General features: G+C 33.8%; 20 protein-coding genes. 16 read left to right on the top strand and 4 right to left on the bottom strand.

All coding sequences use genetic code 11. The annotated features are described in order from the left end of the window. The first annotated feature begins 197 nt into the window (after positions 1–197). The 7 genes from glnA to IJI93_RS07220 all read left to right on the top strand — a co-directional run bounded on the left by glnA (position 198) and on the right by IJI93_RS07220 (position 9,473). Positions 198–1,535, top strand: coding sequence for a type I glutamate--ammonia ligase (glnA, locus tag IJI93_RS07250; RefSeq protein ID WP_292821676.1), 1,338 nt, complete (start codon positions 198–200; stop codon positions 1,533–1,535). 316 nt (positions 1,536–1,851) lie between these two features. Further along, a complete protein-coding gene (locus tag IJI93_RS07245; protein ID WP_292821674.1) occupies positions 1,852–2,769 on the top strand; it encodes a glutamine amidotransferase in 918 nt (305 codons plus the stop codon). 11 nt (positions 2,770–2,780) lie between these two features. Beyond that, positions 2,781–3,434 carry a tributyrin esterase gene (locus tag IJI93_RS07240; RefSeq protein WP_292821672.1) on the top strand — a complete coding sequence of 218 codons (654 nt, stop codon included), beginning with the start codon at positions 2,781–2,783 and terminating at the stop codon, positions 3,432–3,434. Between the two features lie 11 nt (positions 3,435–3,445). Then, positions 3,446–4,519, top strand: coding sequence for a Coenzyme F420 hydrogenase/dehydrogenase, beta subunit C-terminal domain (locus tag IJI93_RS07235; protein ID WP_292821670.1), 1,074 nt, complete (start codon positions 3,446–3,448; stop codon positions 4,517–4,519). Then, positions 4,520–6,001, top strand: a complete 1,482-nt coding sequence (locus IJI93_RS07230; protein ID WP_292821668.1) for a glutamate synthase-related protein — start codon at positions 4,520–4,522, stop codon at positions 5,999–6,001. 23 nt (positions 6,002–6,024) lie between these two features. Then, positions 6,025–8,664, top strand: a complete 2,640-nt coding sequence (locus IJI93_RS07225; protein ID WP_292821666.1) for a PEP/pyruvate-binding domain-containing protein — start codon at positions 6,025–6,027, stop codon at positions 8,662–8,664. 293 nt (positions 8,665–8,957) lie between these two features. Further along, positions 8,958–9,473: a hypothetical protein gene (locus tag IJI93_RS07220; protein WP_292821664.1), complete on the top strand. Its 516-nt coding sequence runs from the start codon at positions 8,958–8,960 to the stop codon at positions 9,471–9,473. A gap of 24 nt (positions 9,474–9,497) precedes the next feature. On the opposite strand, the gene IJI93_RS07215 is transcribed toward IJI93_RS07220, so the two are convergent. Together IJI93_RS07215 and priL are read right to left on the bottom strand one after the other, a co-directional pair. Next, on the bottom strand, positions 9,498–11,222 hold the full coding sequence (locus IJI93_RS07215; protein WP_292821662.1) for a Na+/H+ antiporter NhaC family protein: 1,725 nt from the start codon (positions 11,220–11,222) through the stop codon (positions 9,498–9,500). Positions 11,223–11,618: 396 nt separating this feature from the next. Further along, the gene (gene priL, locus IJI93_RS07210; protein ID WP_292821660.1) at positions 11,619–12,959 is read right to left on the bottom strand and encodes a DNA primase large subunit PriL; all 1,341 of its coding nucleotides are present in this window, start codon (positions 12,957–12,959) and stop codon (positions 11,619–11,621) included. A gap of 158 nt (positions 12,960–13,117) precedes the next feature. On the opposite strand from priL, the gene metG reads away from it, so the two are divergent. The 7 genes from metG (at position 13,118) to IJI93_RS07175 (ending at position 20,194) form a co-directional block, all read left to right on the top strand. Further along, complete coding sequence (gene metG, locus IJI93_RS07205) at positions 13,118–15,109, top strand: methionine--tRNA ligase (RefSeq protein WP_292821658.1); 1,992 nt, start codon at positions 13,118–13,120, stop codon at positions 15,107–15,109. Positions 15,110–15,121: 12 nt separating this feature from the next. Further along, positions 15,122–16,699 (top strand): DUF530 domain-containing protein, encoded by a 1,578-nt coding sequence (locus tag IJI93_RS07200; RefSeq protein WP_292821656.1) that lies wholly within the window; start codon positions 15,122–15,124, stop codon positions 16,697–16,699. A 7-nt stretch (positions 16,700–16,706) separates the two neighbouring features. Next, positions 16,707–17,177: a hypothetical protein gene (locus IJI93_RS07195; RefSeq protein WP_292821654.1), complete on the top strand. Its 471-nt coding sequence runs from the start codon at positions 16,707–16,709 to the stop codon at positions 17,175–17,177. Between the two features lie 4 nt (positions 17,178–17,181). Beyond that, on the top strand, positions 17,182–18,195 hold the full coding sequence (locus IJI93_RS07190) for a glycosyltransferase 4 family protein (RefSeq protein ID WP_292821652.1): 1,014 nt from the start codon (positions 17,182–17,184) through the stop codon (positions 18,193–18,195). Between the two features lie 8 nt (positions 18,196–18,203). Further along, a complete protein-coding gene (locus IJI93_RS07185) occupies positions 18,204–18,872 on the top strand; it encodes a 2,5-diamino-6-(ribosylamino)-4(3H)-pyrimidinone 5'-phosphate reductase (RefSeq protein WP_292821650.1) in 669 nt (222 codons plus the stop codon). Positions 18,873–18,999: 127 nt separating this feature from the next. Further along, positions 19,000–19,497, top strand: coding sequence for a hypothetical protein (locus tag IJI93_RS07180; protein WP_292821648.1), 498 nt, complete (start codon positions 19,000–19,002; stop codon positions 19,495–19,497). A gap of 127 nt (positions 19,498–19,624) precedes the next feature. Beyond that, positions 19,625–20,194, top strand: a complete 570-nt coding sequence (locus tag IJI93_RS07175; protein WP_292821646.1) for a hypothetical protein — start codon at positions 19,625–19,627, stop codon at positions 20,192–20,194. Here the strand turns inward: IJI93_RS07175 and IJI93_RS07170 are convergent. Both IJI93_RS07170 and IJI93_RS07165 read right to left on the bottom strand, forming a co-directional pair. After that, positions 20,191–20,655 carry a DUF2115 family protein gene (locus IJI93_RS07170; protein WP_292821644.1) on the bottom strand — a complete coding sequence of 155 codons (465 nt, stop codon included), beginning with the start codon at positions 20,653–20,655 and terminating at the stop codon, positions 20,191–20,193. The genes IJI93_RS07175 and IJI93_RS07170 overlap by 4 nt on opposite strands. Beyond that, positions 20,652–21,314, bottom strand: a complete 663-nt coding sequence (locus tag IJI93_RS07165; RefSeq protein WP_292821642.1) for a histidinol phosphate phosphatase domain-containing protein — start codon at positions 21,312–21,314, stop codon at positions 20,652–20,654. The genes IJI93_RS07170 and IJI93_RS07165 overlap by 4 nt, the downstream gene beginning before the upstream one ends. A 91-nt stretch (positions 21,315–21,405) precedes the next feature. Here IJI93_RS07165 and IJI93_RS07160 point away from each other — a divergent pair, with 91 nt between their 5' ends. Together IJI93_RS07160 and IJI93_RS07155 are read left to right on the top strand one after the other, a co-directional pair. Next, positions 21,406–22,629, top strand: a complete 1,224-nt coding sequence (locus tag IJI93_RS07160; RefSeq protein ID WP_292821640.1) for an FprA family A-type flavoprotein — start codon at positions 21,406–21,408, stop codon at positions 22,627–22,629. A gap of 108 nt (positions 22,630–22,737) precedes the next feature. Further along, entirely contained in the window at positions 22,738–23,244 is a 507-nt protein-coding gene (locus tag IJI93_RS07155; protein ID WP_292821639.1) for a flavodoxin, read from the top strand. The last annotated feature ends 46 nt before the right edge of the window (positions 23,245–23,290 follow it).

Here is a 23,290-nt window from a genome sequence, read left to right as displayed (position 1 = left end):
AACAAACTTATTAAAGTCATCTGTAAACTAAAGTTTTGGTCCTAAACATTTATATATTAATAATTTAATATTTATTAGTAGGAAGGAAGTTTCCTTCCGGCGATGTATTTTATAAAATTCATTTAGTCAAAAAAGGTTTTCCACTTTCCATATTATTCAACTAAGTGGATAATATACGCAAAAAATGATGTGAGAAAATGTCAGCAAAAGATGAAAAATTAGATAAAATAATTAAAACAATTGAAGAAAACGATATAAAATTTTTGAAATTAGAACTCGCAGACATACATGGACTACCAAAAAGTATGGCAGTGCCTCTTAAAAAAGCCAATGATGTCGAAGATATAGTGAATGATGGATTATTATTTGATGGATCTTCAATAGCAGGATTAGCATCAATTAATGATAGTGATTTACTTGCAAAACCAGATATAGACACATTTTCAACAATCCCTTGGAGGCCTGAAGTACAAGGTACTAGTAGGTTCATATGTGATATTTTCACAACAGACGGAAAACCATATGACGGAGACCCAAGAGGTGTACTTAAAAAATCTTTACAGTTAGCAGAAAAAAGAGGATACCAATTCAATATGGGTCCTGAACCGGAATTCTTCATTATAACAAAAGATGAAAACGGAAATTACATCCCTGCGGACGAGGCTGAATACTTTGATGTAGAACCTCTTGACCAAGGTACAGACATTAGAAGAGAAATTGTATTAGGTTTAGAAAAATTGGATTTCAATGTGGAAGTTAGTCACCATGAAGTGGCAGCAGGACAACATGAAGTTGACTTTAAATATGCTGATGCTTTAAAAACAGCAGATGCTGTTATAACATTCAAAGAAGCTGTTAAAGCAGTAGTCAATAACTTAGGTTTTAAAGCAACATTCATGCCAAAACCATTCCTAGGAATTAATGGTAGTGGAATGCACTGTAATCAGAGTTTATTCAAAGACGGAAAAAATATTTTCTATGATCCTGATGCAGAAAATCAAATTTCACAAGAAGCGTTATACTTCATTGGAGGATTATTAAAACATGCACCAGCGTTATCTGCAATTTTATCCCCTACCGTTAACTCATATAAACGTTTAGTGCCAGGTTACGAAGCACCATGTTACATTGCTTACGGTTTTAAAAACAGGTCAACATTGTTGAGGATTCCTGCATCCCGCGGTTTAGGTACAAGAATTGAATGCAGATCTGCAGACCCATCCTGTAACCCATACTTAGCATTTGCAACATTGCTTGAAGCTGGTTTGGACGGTATGGATAACAAGATTGACCCTGGTGAACCAACTGAAGAAAACTTGTTTGCACTTACTGAAGATGAAATTGCTGAAAGAGGAATTGGCAATTTACCAACAAGTCTATGGGAGGCATATCATTCATTAGAAGAGGATGATGTCGTTAAAAATGCTCTTGGAGAAAAAGTGTTCAATCAGTTCTATAATATCAAAAGAGCTGAATGGGATGCTTATAGAATACAAGTATTCGATTATGAAAGAGATGAGTATTTAAACGTATAAGATTATTCATTTATGGCGGTCAACTGATTGACTGCCGGATTTTAAAATTTTTTTGGAGGTTACGATATAAAAATGAGTTGAATTGTGATTAAATGGTTTAAAGTCAAATGTTTTGTAATTTTAGAATTATTATTTAGGCATATGGTATAATTTTAGAATTGTTAGGTTTATGAGGCATATAAAAATTCAGAATGAATTTTAGAATAATTACTTTTTAAGGCATATGTAATTTTAGGTTAGTATTTATTAGGCATATGAATTTATTTTATTAACTTAAAATTCGTGTATTCACCGATTATTTTATGGAGGTATAAAAATGTGTGGAATAGCAGGTGTAATATACAAAGATAAGAAAGCTCACCCTGTTGGGGAAGCATTAACTTCAATGTTGGAATCTCTACAACACAGAGGTCCTGATTCAGCAGGTTATGCAATCTACGGCAGTTTAAATTTTCCGGAAAATTATTATCAATTAAACATTGAAGTAAAAAGAAAAAGAGGTACATTAGATAATTTAAAATCACTATTGACTCAAATTAGCCCAATATATGAAGAACAGCTAGTTGAATCTGTAGGCGATTCTGATGTATATAAATGTAAAATAGCATTGGATGATTATACTCTTTTAAAACCATATATAATGGAAATAGATGATTTGGAAAATGTAAGGGTTATCAATGGTTCACATTCATTTGAAATGATTAAGGATGTTGGTAAAGTAAAAGACATTGCAGAACGGTTCGGTGTTCCAAATAGGATGGGAACACATGGAATCGGCCATACCCGTTTTGCAACAGAAAGTGGTGTAGACCGCTATCATGCACACCCATATCAAAGCTACATCATACCTGACATAACTGTAGTGCATAATGGACAAATCACTAATTACTGGAAAATAAGGGATCCGCTGGAAAGAAAAGGCCATACTTTTGAATCATTTAACGATACCGAGTGCATTGTTCATTATATGGCGGATAAACTTGACCAAGGTTATAAATTGGAAGAAGCTTTAGATCAAGCAGTAATTGATTTGGACGGTCCTTTTTCAATATTGGTAGGAACACCTAACGGCATAGGTATTGCAAAGGATAAACTTGGCCTTAGGCCAGGAGTAATGGTGGAAACTGATGAGATTTTTGCCGTTGCTTCAGAAGAAATGGCATTGCATGACGTCACAGATTCTGATAATATTGAACAAATTTATCCTGGTGAAACAAGGGCTTATACTATCTAGGGGGTTTATTTATGAAAGAATACGTCATTGATGCAAAAGATATGGATGAAAAAGAATTAAACCGTACCATAAAACAACAGGCTGCACATCATGATAAGCTCATTATTGATAACCCCGAATCCAAACACAATATCTGTGCGGGTTTGACTGAAGATGTGGATATTGAAATAAATGGGTCTGCAGGTTATTTTGTTGGAACAATGGTTAACAGACCAAATATACACATCAACGGAAATGCTGGCTGGTTTGCCGGAGATAATATGACAGAAGGTGAATTGATTATTGAAGGTACAGCTGGTGATGGCGCAGGACAAGGAATCTATGGTGGAACTGTTATCGTAAAAGGTAATGCTGGATCAAGAACTGGAGAAATCATGAAAGGCGGAACCGTAATAATTGGTGGAAATAGCGGGTTCATGACTGGATTGCTTATGATGGGAGGCAAACTCATAATACTTGGTGATGTAACCGATGATGTTGGTGAATCAATTATGAGAGGAACCATTTTTGTTCTGGGTGATGTGAAAAGCTTAGGGAAAAATGCAGCTATGGAAAAAATCACACCTGAAGATCAAAGTGAGCTAAAAGAAATCTTAACAGGATACGGTTTTGAACTAACCGATATTGATTATGCGAATTTTAAAAAAATTGTTAATATGCAATAGGGGCTGATAAAATGAGTGAACATAAAATAGCAATGGTTGGAACACCATGTGAAATTATGGCAGCATCCAAAATACAATATTATACTGATAGCCCTATTGATGTTAAATTGGGCTTATTTTGTATGGAAAATTTTTCATATAAATATTTTGAAAATCTCTTAGAAGAATATGATTTAAAAATGGATGACATTGAAAAATTCCAGATAGATAAAGGGTTCGTATTTCTATTATTGAAGAATAGAGAAACTGTAAAAATACCTTTATCTGTAGCTAAAAGGATAATTAGGAAAAATTGCAATATATGTGTTGAATTGACATCAGAAACATCAGACATTTCTATAGGTTCCATAGGATCTGATGATGGTTGGTCAACATTAATAATCAGAACAAAAAAAGGTGAAGAAATAGTCAATGGAGCATTGGAACAGAAATTCATTGAAGCTAAAGAGCTTTCTGAAATACAATTCAATTTGCTGAATAAAATTGCACAAACTAAAATAAACAAAAACATTGAAGAGATTGAAAAAAGAGAATTTTTGGCTCGACCTGTGCTATACCAAAGAGACAAATCAGACGATTCAATCGCAAATGAAATCTCCGTGTCCGATTTCTCAGATTTAAAATCAAATGTCATAGATATTGGGGCATGTGTGCTCTGTGGTGCATGTGAATATGTATGTTCTGACAATCTGATTACAATTGATGATACAAAACCTATAATGAAAGGCGAATGCCCTCCAGATTGCCATGCATGCTTTGCAGTTTGTCCAAGAACTTTCACACCTGAAGATTTGAGAAATGACAATTCAAAAGCTATTGGCGAGTTTATAAAAGTATTATCTGTCAAATCTTTAAAGCATAGCCAAGGTCAGGACGGTTCCATTGTTACAACATTGCTGGACTATCTATTATCCAATGATATTGTAACTGATGCACTTGTTGTTGATAAAAAGGATTATTTGGCTTGGAAACCTTATGCAAAGCTAACAAGGGATATTGATGAGGTCATTAAATCCGGTGGAACAAAATATTCTGTCTGTCCGGTATTCAAGCCATTGAAAAACATGAATGAGGAGGTGAATTAAATGTCATTTACTGTTGAAAGAAAAATAGAGATATGTAGGCAGAATAATGATAGGCCGGGTTGTTGTTGGTATTTGTGTGACAATCCTAAAAAATCCTCATGTAAAAATTGTTATAGCTGTTATTCAAATTGTCCTCACGGAGTATATGAAGTAATCAATGATGAACCGTTGCCAATTCATCAAGAAAATTGCGTAGGATGCAAAATTTGTGAAGAAATGTGTCCAACACACGCAATATATGTCAGGCCTCTTGTTGATGAAGGTAGAGGTGTTTGGTCAAATTCAACAATGGTGGAAATTAAACGTAAAAGCCAAACAGGATCATATAAAGTTCGTGGTTGTGGATTAACCAGAAAAATACCAACATTTGATGATTTAAGCATATTGCCTGCACAGGTGTCAAGACCTCCAATAGATTCATACAGGGAAACATGCAAAACTTCAGTAGTGCTTGGAGACAGATTTGCGGAAAATCCGATTGAGATAAATACTCCAATCATGATTGGGGCAATGTCTTTCGGCGCATTGAGTAAAGAAGCAAAAATGGCATTGGCTATTGGAAGCAGTAAAGTAGGTTCAATAACAAATACTGGTGAAGGAGGAATGCTTCCTGAAGAAAGACATTATGCTGATAAATTAATTGCACAGTATGCTTCAGGCCGTTTTGGAGTTTCAGCAGAGTATTTAAACAGTGCAGAAGCTGTTGAAATAAAAATAGGTCAAGGTGCAAAATCAGGAATGGGTGGACATTTACTTGCCCATAAGGTAACTGCAGAAGTAGCTAGAGTTAGGAACATTCCAGAAGGAACCTCTGCATTAAGTCCCGCTAGACACATGGATATTGTAGGGCCTGAGGATTTAGGAATGAAAATAGATCAATTGAGGGAAATCACTGACTGGAAAATACCTATTATTGTAAAATTTGCAGCGGGTAGGGTTGAACAGGATGTGAAAATCGCAGCAAAAGCAGGTGCAGACATAATCGTTGTTGATGGTATGCAAGGTGGAACCGGTGCTGGACCGGAAGTAGTTACCGAACATGCAGGTATTCCTACTATAGAGGCAATAGTAAAAGCCGATGATGCTCTTAAAGACATTAATTTAAGAAGTGAAGTAAGTCTTGTTGCTGCAGGTGGAATAAGATCTGGAGCTGATGTGGCAAAAGCAATAGCTTTAGGTGCAGATGCAGTATATATTGCTACATCCGCATTAATATCAATAGGTTGTAAAGTTTGCCAGTCCTGTTCTGAAGGCATTTGTCCTAAAGGAATTGCAACACAAGACAGAGTGCTTAGAAGAAGATTAGACCCTATAAGAAAAGGTCAACAAGTTGCAAATTATATTGAAGCAATGACTCAAGAAGTAACATCTTTAACTCAACAAGCCGGAAATACGGATATAGAAAATCTTGAACGCCAAGATCTTGTTGCATTAACTATGGAAGCTTCACAATTAACTGGAGTGCCGATGGTGAGAAATTAAAATCAATTTTAGGAGATATTATTATGGCAGCATTCGATAGAATTAAATCAGGAATTCCGGGGCTTGATAAAGCTTTAGATAATATTCGTTTAGGGGATAATGTTGTATGGAATGTTACAAATCTAAATGAATTTTCTTACTTTGTTAATCCTTATGTAAAACAGGCAAAAGAGGATAATAGGAATTTAATATATATTCGATTCGCTAATCATCCTCCATTAATAGAAATGACTGAGGAAGATTTTAGATTGCTTGAAATTGAACAAGATAATTCCGACACAGAATTTTGCATGATAGAACGTGACGGGATTAAAATTTATCAGGTAAATCCATATAACCAATTTGAAACATTCACTTTGGAAGTCCACAGGATTATAGAAAAAGAGGGTTTTGATGCATTCTATGTTTTCGACTGTTTAAGTGACCTTCAGGCCGTTTGGTCAACAGATTTGATGATGGGTAATTTCTTTAAGGTTACCTGTCCATTTTTGTTTCAGTTGGATACTGTAGCATATTTCCCAATTCTTCGTGGAAGACATTCATATGAAGCTATTGCTAAAATTCGTGAAACAACGCAGTTGTTTTTAAATGTATACTCAAATTCTCCAGAAGAGGTTTATGTCGCTCCGCTGAAGGTATGGAATAGATATTCACAGACAATGTTTTTAGGACATAAATTCAACCCGATAACAGGTTTTGTTAAAGTTTTGCAGGATGGTCAGGAAGTTAGCAAATATTACAAGACTATCAATTCGGACAAGTATCAAAATGAACAAACTTTAGACAGTTGGGAAAGGTATATGCTTCAGGTTAGAAGGGAGTATGAAGAAGGCAAGAATATCGATGAGGAGTGCGATAAGATTTGTGAGCTGATGATGACGAAAGATGAGAAGATGCTTTCTAAAATCAGGGAATACTTTACCTTTGAGGATTATACCACAATTTATGACCGTCGTGTAGGTAGCGGACTGGTAGGTGGTAAAACATGTGGAATGCTGCTTGCAAGAAAGATAATTGAAAAGGACCGTCCAGACATATACAATAATTTTGAACCTGATGATTCATTTTACATTGGTTCAGACTTATTTTATACCTACATAGTTTCAAATGATTTATGGGATCTTCGAGTAAAGCAAAGAACACAAGAGGGATATTATAAATATGGTAAAGAGTTGGAAGAGGCTCTTAAAAAAGGTACCTTTTCAGATCAAATTAAAAAGGAATTTATACATATTTTAGATTATTTCGGACAGAATCCTATTATTGTCCGGTCAAGTAGTTTCCTTGAAGATGGATACGGCAATGCATTTGCAGGAAAATATGAATCTGTATTTTGTGTAAACAGAGGCACTCTTGAAGAACGTTTGGCTGCCTTTGAAGAGGCGGTGAAAGTGGTATATTCAAGTACTATGAATGTTTCCGCTTTGGAATACAGGAAATTAAACGGTTTGGATGATACTGATGAACAAATGGCTCTTCTAGTTCAAAGAGTTTCCGGTTCATATTATGATGACTATTTCTTCCCTACTGCTGCAGGTGTAGGATTTTCATATAGTCCATATTCTCCACTTCCGGATATGGATAACAGTAAAGGTATGTTGAGGCTTGTAATGGGTCTTGGTACCAAGGCTGTTGACAGAACAAAAAAAGATTATCCTAGAATTATTAACCTCGATAAACCTGAACTAACTATGATGAAGGACATAAAGGAAAAACATAGGTATTCTCAACATTATCTGGATGTTATAGATTTAAAAAACATAAGCCTACATGATATTCCTATTGATGAAGGTTTAGATGTTATTCCGAAATATGCAAAAAAAGTTCTGGTTGAACACGACCGCGAAGCAGAGAGAATGTTTCGCGAGAGGGGTCAACGTCGTGAAATAGTATTTGTAAACTGTGAAGGGATTGTAAAGAATCATGAATTCATTGAAGAGATGAAAGAAATCCTGAAAACATTACAAACCGCTTATGACTATCCGGTTGATATTGAATATACGGTCAATTTTGGAGAAGATGATTCTTTTAACATTAACTTGCTTCAATGCCGCCCTCTTCAGGTTTCAACAAACGATGAGGATATTGAAATGCCTGAAGATAAAAATGTTTTCTTCCATATTAAAGAATCTTCCATGGGCATGTCACGAAAGAATAAGATAGATGTGATTTGTTATGTGGATCCGCATAAATATTATGAATATCCTTACGCTCAAAAAAGTTCACTGTCCAGAGTAATTAGTGAAATAAATACTTACTGTAAGGATAACGATAAGACTGCTATTTTAATCGTTCCTGGAAGAATTGGTACTTCCTCTCCTGAGCTGGGCATTCCGGTAGTATTTGCTGATATTAGTCATTTCTCTGGAATTCTGGAGGAATCATATAGTGAAGTTGGTTATATGCCGGAATTATCTTTTGGAAGCCACATGTTCCAGGATCTGGTGGAAGCGGAAATATACTACGGGGCATTATTTGAAAATGAGAAAAAAATAGAATTCAACAGGGATATGATTTTTGATTATCCAAACATCCTAAATGATATAAATCCTAATTTGAATGAGGAGATATATTCCATGGTGCAGGTCATTGACTTTGGTGAGGATAAGGCAGAATTGTATCACGACATGAATAAGGATGAAACAATGTGTATTTTCAAATAACATGGCTTTAAACAGGAATAATGAAAATATTTCATTATTTTAGGGCAGGCGGGTGGGACATATGCCTATTTGTAAAAATTCTTTTGCACAAAAAAGATTTTTCAAATATAAAATAAATGTATGACAAAATATTTGACGTGATCAATAGCCTTATTGAATTTATTTTCAAAATAGGCTATTTTTCACCATAAACATGCAATAACTATCCTAATATCAAATAGTTAGGAAGAACTTTTTTTTTAAAATTCACATTCTAAATAATTTATTAAATAGTTTTTGCAAAATATAATCATATGGAAGAGATAGTTGAAGTTATTGGAGTGGAGCATTTAAAGACAGTCCTTTCCGCTCTGACTCCCGAAGAAATTGTAAAACCTGCTTTTGACAATTGGATTTCATGTCAAAGAACAGGTCATACTGTATTAAATTTAGAAAATGGTGAAGTACATGGATTGGGCATTGAATTCAATCAGCTTCCTTTAGCCGATGAGATTTATATTGAATTGTTTACCATTAAATCAACAGAAGAGCCTATTGATGCTGAAGAGTTATTCTCTAAAATTGAATATGAAGAGTTTTTGGATTTTTCAAGCGATGATCCATGCGAATATATTCCTGATATAATAACTGATTTTTGTGAGAAGAATAACATTGATGAATACAACAGGAAAATCGGTCTTCTGGCATACAATTTTGAAAAAAATGAGCAGGCTAATTATAACATGTGGGAATCAGCTATTTTGAATAAGTATTATGATGCTATATATGAAGACCATAATCCATTTAAGTTTTCACAATCTTCAATTTAAAAAAAATAAAAAAAGAGAAGAAAGCTATGCAGCTTCTTCAAAATCTACTTTTTCACCTAGTATTCTTAAACCAAGGTACATTACTACAACACCGACTGGGATACAGATGTACCATGCAACACCAAATCCTGCTGGGATGTATCCGAATACGATAGCAATGATTGCAACGAATATTGAATAGTATATCTGTGTTTGAACGTGGTCAATGTGGTTACAGCTGGTACCCATACTTGACAGAATTGTAGTATCTGAAATCGGTGAACAGTGGTCTCCGAAAATAGCTCCGGTCAATACACCACTTGTACAGATAATAACGAATCCCATTTCAGGGTTAACTGCCCAAGCGAGAGGGATTGTTAATGGCATCAAGATACTCATTGTACCATAAGATGTACCTGTTGCAAAGGAGATTATAGCACCTAAAACAAAGATTAATGTTGGTAAAATCCAGAATGGTAATGTATCTTTTAGGATACTTACTAAATAGTCTGCAGTACCGATATCACCGATAACTCCACCTAAGGACCAAGCGAGTAATAAGATTACACCAGTAATCACGATAGTTTTCATACCGCCTACCCATTCACTGATAGCTTCTTCGATGGTCATTATTTGTTGTAATACTGCCATTACAATAGCTACTATAGAAGCTAGTAAAGCTGCTTGGAATAAAGCAACAGAAGCATCGGAAGCAGCTAATGCTTCAAAGATACCGTTAAAGGAAAATGGAGCAGTTTTCATTAATGTAATGAGAGCTTGATCTTCTCCACCTAAGATACCAGTGTATCCGCTCCAGTAGAATGCAATAAGTGCACCTACAATTAATGTTCCGATTGGAATAATAGCATTCCAGATGCTTAATTTGATTCCTTCAACTGGTTTTACTTCATCAAAACCTGGTGCTTCTAAAGTTTGAATAGGTTCTGACTCTTTTCTTGCACGTGCAGCTTGTTCTGCTTTTTTCATTGGTCCAAACTCATATAATGTGAGTGCAGAAATTACAATGAATATTAAGATTAAAATGTTATAGAATCTGAATGGAATGGTTTGTAAAAATATACCGAATCCACTTACATTCATTCCGATTGATTCAAAACCTGCAGCAATTAAACTGATTTCTAAACCAATCCAAGTAGAAATAATTGCGATACCTGCAACAGGTGCTGCGGTTGCGTCTACTACGAATGCTAACTTTTCTCTAGATACTTTAAGTTTGTCCATTACAGGTCTCATGATTGGACCTACAATCAATGAGTTTGCGTAATCGTCGAAGAATACACATAATCCTAAAAACCAGGTAATAAGTTGAGCTTTTCTTGGTGTATTAGCTCTGCTGGCTAATGCATCTGCAAGAGCTTTTGCCCCACCCATTTTGGTGATTAATTGGATTACACCTCCAATGAGTAAACATTGAAGAATGATACCTGCATTCCACGGATCTGCCATACTGCTGATAACTTGGTTTCCTATTGCTAAAAATGCATTGATTGCACTTTCAATAATGTTCAAGTTATTAACGCTAACCATGAATTCTCCTACGAAAACTCCTACAAACAGGGACAATATTGTTTCTTTTGTAATAAATGCTAACGCAATAGCTACAAGAGGAGGTAGTAATGTTAACACTCCAAATCTTACTGCATTATCGTCTCCTGCAGGAGCTTGAGTAATTAACAATGATAATACAAAAAGACCTATTACGGATACAGCAGTTACTATCCCAATTTTCATATTATTATTCATGTTCATAAATTCCACCGTTTATTTAAAAAAATATTTTTTTAAAATATTAAATTATTATAATTTAATTATTAAAATTCTAAAAATCATTCATATATTTTATATAAAAATAAATTTTATTCATAAACTTTTTTCCACTTATAAAAATGTTTATTTTAACTTATTTTTATTTTAAAGTAATGAACATCTTTTTAGATAAATTAAATCATACTATAAAATTTATATTTTCTATTATAAATAGTATTATAATTTAAATTGGAATTAATCTGTTTATATTCACTTTTTTAGAGTTCAATTAAAAATTAAATATAATTTAAATTTTCAATAATAATTAATCGAAATATATACTTTCATAGGGATATATGGAGAATATATTAAAAAATAAGTAACTTATTTCACATTTGATTATGAATTTGAATCATCTTTAGGTTGATTGTCAAGTTGATATTTTTTTCTGCCATAACAGGATAGAGGATTATTAATGCCTTTACATGATTTGTCTGGGTGGCATAGCTGAGGCAGGTGGATTTTAATTTTCTCACAGCTCATAGGAGTATACCATTTGGTTTCGCCTTCATGGTTAATGTCGACTTTTTCATGCATTCCAAAGCCTAATTTGGAGATTATGTTGATTTTTTCTTGAGGTTGATCATCAAAAAGCGGCGGTGTACAATTGTCTGCAGCATCAAATATCAATGGCAATATCTCATTTTCGGTAATTGACAGGTCAGGGTCCATATCGGATACTTTCACTGTTTCATCTGAAGCAAAGATCCTAGGATATAATCTGGCATATGAAGCAAATGATGTCAAAAGAAGCACAATTGCATCATTACGTCCTCCTGAAGATACGCCATCAACAGTTGCTTTAATGCATGGTGGAAAAGCTTCAGGATTTAATTTTCCAGCTTGAACGCTTCCATATATTCCTCCACTTCCGGCATAATATTGGTTGTATTTGCTGGTTTCTTCAGGTATAAATTCTTTTAGCTCTTCGCCAATTCTTACAATAGCAGGATGGATTTCAACACGTGCAGACATTTCTTTAATTCTTCCAATGTATTCTTCGGTTTTCTGCATTATCAGTCTTGATAAAATCTGTTCCTTTAAGCTGTCTCCAATTAGGATATTGTACATTCTATCAGGACTTCTGTCATGGAACTTATCTGAAAATCTATCTAGAAAGTCATCGCCCTGAAGTATAATGTCTCCATCATCAATCAATAAATCAGTTAATTTAAGTTTTTTGGAAGCGATAACATCCTTTAGCGAGTTCCATTTAATTGAACCATCAGTTTTAACTTCGTCTAAAATTTCATCAATAATATCTGCTCTTGCCATTGGAGGTATTTTAGCTAATCTTTCTTGGATTAGGATTCCCTGTGATTCAATAAAGAGTCTGGTTTCACGTGAACCCACATTGAACTGAATTGCAATGGCTTGACAGAGTATATGGAATATTACAACGTCCTGCATGAAAAGATTGCTGTTTGTCAGATATTCAAATTCTGCCTGTGTAAAGTTTTTGTTGTTCTTCTTTTCAATGGCCCATTGAACACGTTTTATTGCATAATCTCTGTATGATTTAGGGATTAAACTATCATCGGATATCCTTTGATTGGTAGTATGGGTAATCTCTTCGATTAATTGCTCGTCCTCATCAAAGATTTTGCTTAAATCACCGTATTCACGTATAATCTGTCTTCCTTCATTTGACAGGGGATTGATATATGAAACTTCAGCCATGTTTTTAACTTTTTATTTTCTATATTAAATAGCTAACTTATTTTTAAAATCAATTTTTATCTTGTTTTGTTATTGAATAACAGTGTTAAAAATAATACTTTATTATATAGTAATTATATAATTATAATATGTTTAAAATAAATAAGGGGAAAAGTTAAATGTCTAAAATTTTTATTTCATGTGCACTTCCTTATGCAAATGGCCCATGTCATTTAGGCCATATCCGTTCAACCTATTTACCTGCGGATATTTATGCAAGGTACAATAGAATGGTTGGAAATGATGTGTTGATGGTTTGCGCTACTGATGAGCATGGAACTCCAATTGCAGTAAAGGCTGATAAGGAAAATAAAAAACCGATTGAAATTTCTAAACGTTATCATGATATGATTGTTAGTGATGTGGAATCAATGAATATCTCATTGGACAATTTCACAAGAACCACTGATGATGTTCATTATGAAATAGCTAAGAACTTCTTTAAGGATTTATACGATAACGGATTTATTTACAGGGAAGATATCCAACAGTTGTATTGTCCTAATTGTAACAAATTCCTTCCTGACAGGTATGTAGAGGGATTATGTCCTGTTTGTGGGTCTGAAGCTCGTGGAGACCACTGTGAAAAGTGTGGAAGGGCCCTTGATCCAACCGAACTTGATGAGCCTCATTGCATAACCTGCGGAACAACTCCTGTAATCAAGGATACCTTCCAGTATGCATTCAAATTGTCAGAGTTTGAGGATGACTTGAAGGAATATATTTCAAACAATGAAAACCTTCCGGCCAACGTAAAAAATTATGCAACCAATTGGCTTGAAGACGGCTTGAATGATTGGATTTTGACAAGGGATATGGATTGGGGTATTCCAGTACCTTTAGATGAGGCAAAAGGTAAGGTATTGTATGTGTGGATTGAAGCATTCCTAGGTTACATATCATCAGCTTCACAATGGTCAGCTCAATCCGGAAGGAAATGGGAGGAATACTGGAATGACTTTGTAGTTCACTTTATTGGAAAGGATATCATTTACCACCATTCAATATTCTGGCCGGGTTTACTGAAGGCATATGGCTGCAAATTGCCGGACATGATTTATGCGGGGGAATTCCTATCCCTTGAAGGAGAAAAGATGTCAACAAGTAAAAACTGGGTTATTTGGATAGCTGATTTTGTAAAGGATTATGACCCTGATTTGCTCAGATATTATTTGACAATCAATGCTCCCCTCAATAAGGATTCAGACTTTTCATGGGATGATTTCCAAAGAAGAAACAATGACGAGTTGGCCGATGTTATCGGTAACTTCCTGCATAGAACATTTACTTTTACCCGCAAGTATTTTGACAATAAGATTCCAGAATACAAGAATCCGTCCAAGGAAGATGAAGATTTCAAGAAAGCTATTGAGGAATTGCCTCAAAAGGCTGGAGAACATATCTCCAACTTTGAATTTAGGGAAGGTTTGCTTGATGTATTTATAGTGGCTAAGAAAGGAAACAAATATTTCAACGATCAGGAGCCATGGAAAGCAGTAAAAGAGGACCCTCAAAAAGCGGCAAATTGTCTTTACCTGTCCAATCAACTGGCTAAAACATTGGCTTACACATTAAAACCGTTCTTGCCAACTAAAGCTGATGCAATAGCTAAAATCATGAATTTGGAAAATTTGGATGAATGGAAAGATGCTAATGTATTTTTAGCTGAAGGTCATGAAATCAATAAGGCAAAACCATTATTTAAAAAGATTGATGATGATGTAATTGAAGCTGAAAAAGCAAAATTACAAGAAAATTTAAAACAAAGCAGTGAGGATGAAAATATGAGTGATTTAATTAGCATTGATGATTTTGACGAAGTTGTAATTAAAATAGGTCAAGTAATAGAAGCTGAAAAAATTGAAAAATCAGACAAGTTATTAAAATTACAAGTTAACATTGGAGAAGAAAAGCCAAGACAAATCGTTGCTGGGCTTGCAAAATTCTACTCTCCGGAAGAATTGATTGACAGAAAAGTTTGTGTTGTAGCTAACCTACAGCCGGCTAAATTATTCGGAACCCTATCCGAAGGAATGATTTTAGCAACAGGAGAAAGCGGCGCATTATTATCTCCTGATGAAAATGCTGAAATCGGTGAGAGAATTCAATAAAATTTGATTAGTATGGAAGAATCTGTCCTGGTAAATAAAGCTGAGAAATATCTAAAGGAAATATCAAATGATTCAATTAGCTTGGAAAATATTGATGATTTTGATGATTTCAAAAGCCTTTATTTTAAACTAGATGACAGATTAAACCATTTGCAAAAACTAAAGGATGATATGGATGCTCAAGGATACACTACTCCTTTCACATCCTTGAACAGATATGGAACTAAATCAGTATCAGAAGTAACATTGGATGAAGTTGGTGAAAATAGCAGGCATAATCAAATATTTAGAATGAAAGCCAATGCTAAGAAAAATATTCTGGATAGGGTCAAGTCAGCTATTGATTCACATAAGATTGCCCTTGGAAATCTTAAGCAGTTCGGATATGTAAAATGTGATTCTTGCTATAAAAGGTATTCCATTGAAGAATATAAAAAAATGGATTCAAAATGTAGCTGCGGCTGCAGTTCTTTTACTTTTAAAATCAATAAAGAGGCAACTCACAGGATTGAAATAATTCCATTCTTACCTCTTTCAGGCAATTACATGGTTTTAATGAGTAACTTTTCCAATTATGGTAGAGAAGCTCTTAAAAGAGTATTAACCATTTTAAAGCAGGAACGTAAGGGTGTTGTAAAAACGATTTCTCTTGTTATCAGATTTAAAGATGAAAACAATAGGCTGATTCGAAAAAACATCACTTTGGATTCTGAATATGTCTCAAATTATGAAGAAGAAGTAAGGCGAATATATGGTCCTCGTGTTAGAATTGAAGCATTGAGATTCCATAGGACCAAACCTGCCATTATTGATGATAAGCATGCAAGAACAGCACTTGCAATCGCTTATGTTCGATATTGTGAAAATATAATTATAAATATTAAGGATGATATTTTAAAGCGAAGATTATCTGATTTTAAAAGGATAAATACATATGATAATATAATTTCTGAATTTGAAAATCAGGCTCCTGATTTCATTGACAAATATGATGTGGATGCTATTGAAGCATGGAGAAAAGCCCAAATCAATAGTGAACTTCAGAAACTGAATTATCTTGACAAATTCGGAAATAAGAAGAGATCTTTAAAAAGGGATTTGAAAATAAGGGATAATATCTACAGGAGCACTTTTGTAAATATCGCATCCGTTTTAATCATGTGGGATATATTCAGATATTATATGACAACCTCTTTCAACTCTCGTAGAATCGATTTAGGCCCATTTCCATATATTCGTGTAGAGCTTGACCGTGAACAACGCAAGGTTTTCCAAACAACATATACAAAGGTCATTGATATTTTAAATGATTTCACTGACATTAAGATTATTCCTGTTTATGAAATGGATTTGCTTTTATATGAAAAATTCAAGTTTGAAAAGCAAATCAAGAATTCAAACATTAAATTCAACCATGTGGCATTGGGTGCAGGGTTGATATATGAAAATTCAGACATTGAACTTGAAGAGATAAGCAATGCATTTAACATTAATGAATCTAAAATTAAAAAGGAAATAAAAAATATTGATCATATTAAGAACCCTAAAAGCGATAAATCCAAAAAATTCCTTGATTTGATTAAAAAATAGTGATATTATGGACGAGAGTGTAACTAAAATTCATGTAACCAAAGTGTTGTCATCATCCATGATTGTGGATTTGATAGACAAATATCCGAATTTATCAGAAATTACATGTCCTCCAAGCGTCTATAACAGAACTTCAAAAAATTATATTGGAGCATTGAAGCAGCTGGATATTGAAGTCAGCAAGAAATATAACTGGGGAGCTAAAAGCAGAACAAATGGCATTGAGAAGACAGTTTTGAATTTGGCAAAAGATGGGATTACAGCTCGTGAAATTTCAAGGAAATTAGAAATTAATATCAATCGCGTTTATTATTTGCTCAGAAAAAATAAAGAAGATGTAAAATTTGATAATTACAAAAGAAAAAATAATCACTCCGAGGTTAAGGCTCTAAAAGATGAGGGCTTTTCTGCAAAGGAAATCTCTCAGAACTTGGATATTCCATTAAGAAGTGTTTATTATATTTTAAATAAGAAGTGATACTATGGTGATTCTTCCGCAACTTCCGTTATACGCAATTGCAATAATCTGTGGGTTACTTTCATTTTTTGTAACCAGATTTTCAATGCCTAGGATAATTAAGAAATTAGAAAATGCAAACATTGTTGGAAAAGATATTCATAAGTCATGGAAACCGATTGTGGCTGAAATGGGTGGATTCGGAATTCTGTTCGGATTTGTCATTGGAATATTTTCAGGAATATACATGCACGATATTTTGGCATATCCGTTATGTGTCGTTTTAATTGTAATCTTGCTTGTGGGCATTATAGGAATAGTTGATGATTTGCTTGCTCTGTCTTCAAAGGAAAAGTTTTTCCTATTGTTTTTAGCAGGCCTTCCTTTGATTTGGGCGGCTCCAAATAATGTGGGAATAATATATCTAATTTCAATTCCTATTGCCTTGTCTATTGGATCCAATTTAACAAATATGTTGGCAGGTTTAAACGGAATTGAATCCGGTTTGGGCATTATTTCAATGGCTTCCCTTACAATAGCATGCATAATCTTGGGAAAATATGATGTGACAATCATTTCCATGAGTATGCTTGGGGCATTGATTGCATTTTTATACTTCAACAGATATCCTGCAAAGATTTTCCCAGGAGATACTGGTACATTAATCATAGGAGCGGCTATCGTATCAATTGCATTTATCGGAAGGGTAAAACTGATTGCATTGATTGTTTTGATGCCGAACATCATTGACGCTGCCTTAAAATTCTATTCAGCAGGCGTAATGAATCGTTCCCAACAAAAACCAACACAACTGAACGATGAAGGTAAACTGGTCAGACCGGAAACAGGATTCAAATCATTAATCAGATTAATCTTAAGAAAACCGATTGCTGAAAAGGATGCTGTAAGAATAATTTGGGGTATTGGCATAGTATTTGGAATATTAGGTATTTTGGTAGCTTTAATAATGCCGGGAATGCTTGAAAACCAAACATTGGCTAATTTTTTACATGTTAAAGAAATGTTTTATCATATTTAGGTGATTTAATGAAACCTTATGTAATATTGAGTGCGGCAATGACACTGGACGGAAAGATAGCAACTGAAACAGGAAGTTCAAATATTTCAGGACCTGAAGACTTGAAAAGGGTACATGAGCTTAGACGTGAATGTGATGCAATCATGGTTGGAATCGGGACTGTTCTTGCAGATGATCCAAGGCTGACAGTTCACAAGGTTGACGCCAATCCAGAAGACAATCCGGTAAGGGTGGTTGTGGACAGCAGATGCAGAACTCCAATTGCCGCAAGAATCACCAATAAGGATGCAAAGACAATCATTGCCGGTGCAAATGAGTATAAATATGATTTCATTGTCTCAGACAGGTACCAAACATTAACAAAGAGGGGAGTAAACTTCTTTTGGAGTGGAGATAAAAGAGTGGATCTTGTTGCATTAATGAATTACCTGCATGAAGAGGGAATCAATAAGCTAATGCTTGAAGGTGGAGCTACCCTGAACTTTTCCATGATAAAGGCAGGACTGATCGATGAGATAAGGCTGTGTGTTGCTCCGATGGTTGTTGGCGGAGCAAATGCAAAGACGTTATTTGATGGTGATGGATACCCATTGATGGATTTGGCCACCAAATTGGAACTCATTGATTCATATAATTTGGATAAAGATTTGATTTTAACTTATAAAGTTTTAAAATAATTTATTTTTATTTTAAACAAAAAATTGTCTCATTGTATTAAATTGCAGTCATTTACAACCAAAAATACTTAAATAGGAATTAATATATCTTTTAAGCACTGATAAAACCATTGTTCGGTGATTATAAATGTATGAGATAGATGAACAAGTCAATTTTCAAGCTTTAAAAGATGTTTATGATAATATTCAAAATTTTTTTAATTCATTCCAACCAAAAAATGATATTTCTATTGATGATTTAGTAGAATTGTATTCTAATGATGATGATTTTTTAAAAGAATTGAAAAGCATTGATAATTCTATGAATGAAATTTTAGGTATTTTAAATTCTATTGGGAGTTTAGACAATGAATTTTATAACTTTTTTTCTATAAGATTTATGGTAAATTATTTAGTAGAGCATATTCGGTTATTTCTCATAAACATTGCTTTTATTAATAATCTATTTAATGAGTTTTTTAAGTTGATTCATAGAAAACTATTAGCTAATGATAATTATGAAGATTATTACTGTAATTTTATTAAATTTTTAGAAAAACAAAAGGACTTTTTTTATATGGAGATTTATGAATATGATGGTGATTATGAAAATTTGATTATTGAAATTACTAATATTCTTTGGTGATATAATGAATTCCTTTTTAGATTCTAATGTTATTATAGGATATATATTTTGCTTGGATTCTTTATTTGAGGTATCTAGAGAATTTATTTTTAAAAGTGAAAATAATTATTTTTCAGATAATGTTAAAATGGAAGTTGAAAAAGTTTTTATTAGAAAATGTGATGTTTTTAATAGATTTTTATTTGATTTATTCTATGAAATTGAAAAATATGATGATTTTAAATTTTTAACAATGCAGGAATTGTATTATCCCATTAATTATTTAACAAATGTAGAAAAGTTGAAAATTGAAGATATGCATATAATTTTTGATAAAATTTGGAAATCTTTTGATTTTGGTGAATCTCAAGAGGTTTTCTTAATTAAGTTAAAATTTAAGAAATTTATTAATGACTTTGAAGGCAATCATAGGTTAAGAAAAGGAATCATTTTTAATAATATGAAATTAGTTCCAAATCACTCTAAAAAAGATAAAGTGGTTTTAGATAAAATTAAAAATGAACATCTTCGAAAAGCGCTGTTACATGAATCTGATGAAAATATTTTATTTGATGCAAATGAGTTTGCATGCAGAAATCCTAATTTGGATTTGAAGTTTGTCAGTGCTGATGAGGATTTCCTAAAGGCAATTGACATTTTAATGCAATATTTGTGTATTGATGAAACTATCAACCTAAAGGAATTTTCAAATAATTAAAACATTCCGGAAAAGCTCACGTTTTTACAGACGCAGTATCTGCACAATGACTTTTTATCATGAATGTATTTAACGCGCCCTTTACAAAAATAGTCTCCATTAAAAAAGTAAACATCATCTTTATTATCTTCGGTAAATGGATGAAGCGGCTTTTTGGCAATCAGCGCCAGGTACAGTGAAATATACTTTGTAAATTCACGGGTTTCCGCATCACCAGGAGCATATCTGTCAAAATAAAACCCGATATCTGATTGGATATTTTTAATTAGGCTATCTTTTATTTCAAAATCATCTTGAATATCTAGCGCATATATCTCATCATATACGGTTGAGTTATATTTTGCAAGTTTTTTAACTAGGGGATCTTTGTATCTGTCGTCAACTGCCTTATTTCTCAAGTAATCGATTGGATATTCTTTTAAATTTTGACGAATAATCTTTAATAATTTAGATGCTTTCATAAAATTCCTTTGCTTTTCAAAAGTTCTCTAGGATTGTCCACAATAGCTTTCATGGCTTCCTCATCACTTAAGCCGGCACCAAGTGCAACCTCATATGATTTTTCAAAAGTGATTATGTTGTCCGGTGAGTGGGTGTCAGTATTCACAAGCAGTTTATTTCCAACTTCACGGGCCACGTTTGCAACATGTCCGTTTCCAAGGCAATGGCCCTGGCGGGCTGATATTTCCAGATAGATATCATTTTCCTTTGCAATTTCTGCCTCTTCAATAGTAATTAAACCGGGATGGCCTAAAATGTCGACATGTTCTGATTCAACAGCAGCCCTATTGGTTCCGGGAGTCACAGGTTCATTTAATGTTTCGCCGTGAACAACAACAATTTTTGCCCCTAACTCCTTTGCCCTTGCAGCTATTCCGTCAATGGACTCGCAAGGGGCATGTGTCACTTCGGCACCTAAAACAACGGTAATGTCCCAGTTGGCATTTATGTCATCAATCGCATCCTGAATGGCAGGAATCATGTCAACGTTTGACCAGTCAACATGGTCTGTGATTGCAATAACTTCATGGTCTAATTTCAAAGCTCTTCTTGCAAGTTCTGATGGTAACAATTCTCCGTCGCTGAATAAACTGTGCATATGTAAATCGATTCTTTTCATTAAAACATATCCCCTTAATTATAACTATAATATTTTATATATTAGCTAGAATATAAATTTATATAACTTAAATTAAGTTGAGGTTATAAAAATGAAAGCAAAAGCAGTAAAGATGGCTGACGGTGTATACTGGGTTGGCGTAATTCATTGGAATAGTAGAACTTTTCATGGATATGGAATTCCAGGAACCACATATAATGCTTATTTAGTATTTGGTGAAGAAAAAACTGTATTGATTGATAATGTTTACAGAGGAATGTTCGAGCAGTTCGATGCAAGAGTAAAAGATGCTTTCGAACAAGAAGGAAAAGAATTTAAAATTGATGTTTTTGTTCAAAACCACTCTGAAATGGACCATTCAACATTCTTAAGAGAAACTATTGTTAAATATAATCCTAATGCAGAAATATATGCTTCTGCTAATTGTATCAAATTCCTAGAGGCTCAATATCATAACTTTTCTGATTTAGAAATTAATGCTGTCCAAACCGGGGACGAATTGGATATTGGTGGCAGAACCTTAAAGTTCGTATCTGCACCGATGCTTCACTGGCCTGACAGCATGTTCACATTGCTCGCTGAAGAGGGCATCTTATTTTCAAATGATGCATTCGGTCAGCATGTAGCTAAATCTAAAAGATTTGATGAAGATTATGATGTTGAATACCTGTTGAGGGAAGCTCAAAAATATTATGCAAACCTTGTAACATTAGGTTCTCCAATGCTCAGGATGAAATTACAGGAGTTAACCGATACAGGTTTGATTAATGATATTAAAATGATTGCACCATGTCACGGTCAAATCTGGAAAAACCCTGCACCAATTGTAGAAAAATACACAGAATGGGGATCAGGAGTATGTAAAGATAAAATTACAGTAATTTATGATACCATGCACCATTCAACTGAAAAATTGGCTTTCCAAATTGCTGAAGGAATAATGAGTGAAGGTGTTGAAGTTGTAATGTACTTCATGCAGGAAGACGGACCGGATGATGTGATTACAGATATTCTTGACTCAAAAGCTATTGCTCTTGGTGCTCCTACCATGATGAACAAGGCATTTCCAAGAATCGGTAACATGATGTACTGGCTTGACTGTGTCAACTTCAAGGGAACAGGCAGTGAGAAAAACGCTTTGATATTCTCATCCAAAGGATGGGGTGGAGGAGCAGTTAAAAAACTCCAGGATGACCTTGAAAAAGCAGGTTTTACTGTAACTGATACTATGGATGTTTTATTCGTACCTGATGAGGATGTTTTAGCTGAAGCATTTGAAAAAGGTGCGCAATTAGCTAGATCTATTAAAGAATAGATTTAGTTATTTTTTTATTCTTTTTTTTATTTTTCAATTCAATTGTTGTAATCAACAACATTTATATATTTAATTTTCTTTAAATAATTAATAATTGAGGTAATTCTTATGTCAAGTTTAGTAATTTATTTTTCAAGAAGCGGAGAAAATTACTTTGGTGGTGAACTTAAAAACATTGAAAAGGGAAACACAGAAGTAATAGCTGAGTATATTCAAGAATTCACATCTGCAGATTTATTCAAAGTGGAATCTGAAGTTGATTATCCTGAAGATTATATGAAATGCATTGATGTAGCTAAAAAGGAACTTGAAGACGATGCAAGGCCTGAAATTAAAGAGTCATTGGATGATATTTCAGATTATGAAACTATTTATATTGGATTTCCGAATTGGTGGGGAACACTGCCGATGCCGATGTGGACACAGCTTGAAAAATTAGATTTCACTGGTAAAACCGTAAAGCCTTTTGTCACTCATGAGGGTTCCGGCTTTGGAAAGAGCCTAAATGATTTGGACAGATTATGTTCAGGTGCTGAAATCAAAAAGGGCATTTCAATTCCCGGTGCAAATGTATATGAAGCAAAAGATAAAGTTAACTTATGGATAAATGATTAATTTTTAAAACTAAGTCAAAAGTTTTAATTAAATTGAAAATAAAAAT

It is taken from the genome of Methanobrevibacter sp., assembly GCF_017431965.1.
Lineage (GTDB): Archaea > Methanobacteriota > Methanobacteria > Methanobacteriales > Methanobacteriaceae > Methanocatella.
This window is presented reverse-complemented; position numbering and strand designations above follow the sequence as displayed.

Coding starts and splice junctions, on each gene's coding strand:
- glnA (WP_292821676.1), top strand. CDS start 198: ATGTCAGCAAAAGATGAAAAATTAGATAAAATAATTAAAACAATTGAA.
- IJI93_RS07245 (WP_292821674.1), top strand. CDS start 1,852: ATGTGTGGAATAGCAGGTGTAATATACAAAGATAAGAAAGCTCACCCT.
- IJI93_RS07240 (WP_292821672.1), top strand. CDS start 2,781: ATGAAAGAATACGTCATTGATGCAAAAGATATGGATGAAAAAGAATTA.
- IJI93_RS07235 (WP_292821670.1), top strand. CDS start 3,446: ATGAGTGAACATAAAATAGCAATGGTTGGAACACCATGTGAAATTATG.
- IJI93_RS07230 (WP_292821668.1), top strand. CDS start 4,520: ATGTCATTTACTGTTGAAAGAAAAATAGAGATATGTAGGCAGAATAAT.
- IJI93_RS07225 (WP_292821666.1), top strand. CDS start 6,025: ATGGCAGCATTCGATAGAATTAAATCAGGAATTCCGGGGCTTGATAAA.
- IJI93_RS07220 (WP_292821664.1), top strand. CDS start 8,958: ATGGAAGAGATAGTTGAAGTTATTGGAGTGGAGCATTTAAAGACAGTC.
- IJI93_RS07215 (WP_292821662.1), bottom strand. CDS start 11,222: ATGAACATGAATAATAATATGAAAATTGGGATAGTAACTGCTGTATCC.
- priL (WP_292821660.1), bottom strand. CDS start 12,959: ATGGCTGAAGTTTCATATATCAATCCCCTGTCAAATGAAGGAAGACAG.
- metG (WP_292821658.1), top strand. CDS start 13,118: ATGTCTAAAATTTTTATTTCATGTGCACTTCCTTATGCAAATGGCCCA.
- IJI93_RS07200 (WP_292821656.1), top strand. CDS start 15,122: ATGGAAGAATCTGTCCTGGTAAATAAAGCTGAGAAATATCTAAAGGAA.
- IJI93_RS07195 (WP_292821654.1), top strand. CDS start 16,707: ATGGACGAGAGTGTAACTAAAATTCATGTAACCAAAGTGTTGTCATCA.
- IJI93_RS07190 (WP_292821652.1), top strand. CDS start 17,182: ATGGTGATTCTTCCGCAACTTCCGTTATACGCAATTGCAATAATCTGT.
- IJI93_RS07185 (WP_292821650.1), top strand. CDS start 18,204: ATGAAACCTTATGTAATATTGAGTGCGGCAATGACACTGGACGGAAAG.
- IJI93_RS07180 (WP_292821648.1), top strand. CDS start 19,000: ATGTATGAGATAGATGAACAAGTCAATTTTCAAGCTTTAAAAGATGTT.
- IJI93_RS07175 (WP_292821646.1), top strand. CDS start 19,625: ATGGAAGTTGAAAAAGTTTTTATTAGAAAATGTGATGTTTTTAATAGA.
- IJI93_RS07170 (WP_292821644.1), bottom strand. CDS start 20,655: ATGAAAGCATCTAAATTATTAAAGATTATTCGTCAAAATTTAAAAGAA.
- IJI93_RS07165 (WP_292821642.1), bottom strand. CDS start 21,314: ATGAAAAGAATCGATTTACATATGCACAGTTTATTCAGCGACGGAGAA.
- IJI93_RS07160 (WP_292821640.1), top strand. CDS start 21,406: ATGAAAGCAAAAGCAGTAAAGATGGCTGACGGTGTATACTGGGTTGGC.
- IJI93_RS07155 (WP_292821639.1), top strand. CDS start 22,738: ATGTCAAGTTTAGTAATTTATTTTTCAAGAAGCGGAGAAAATTACTTT.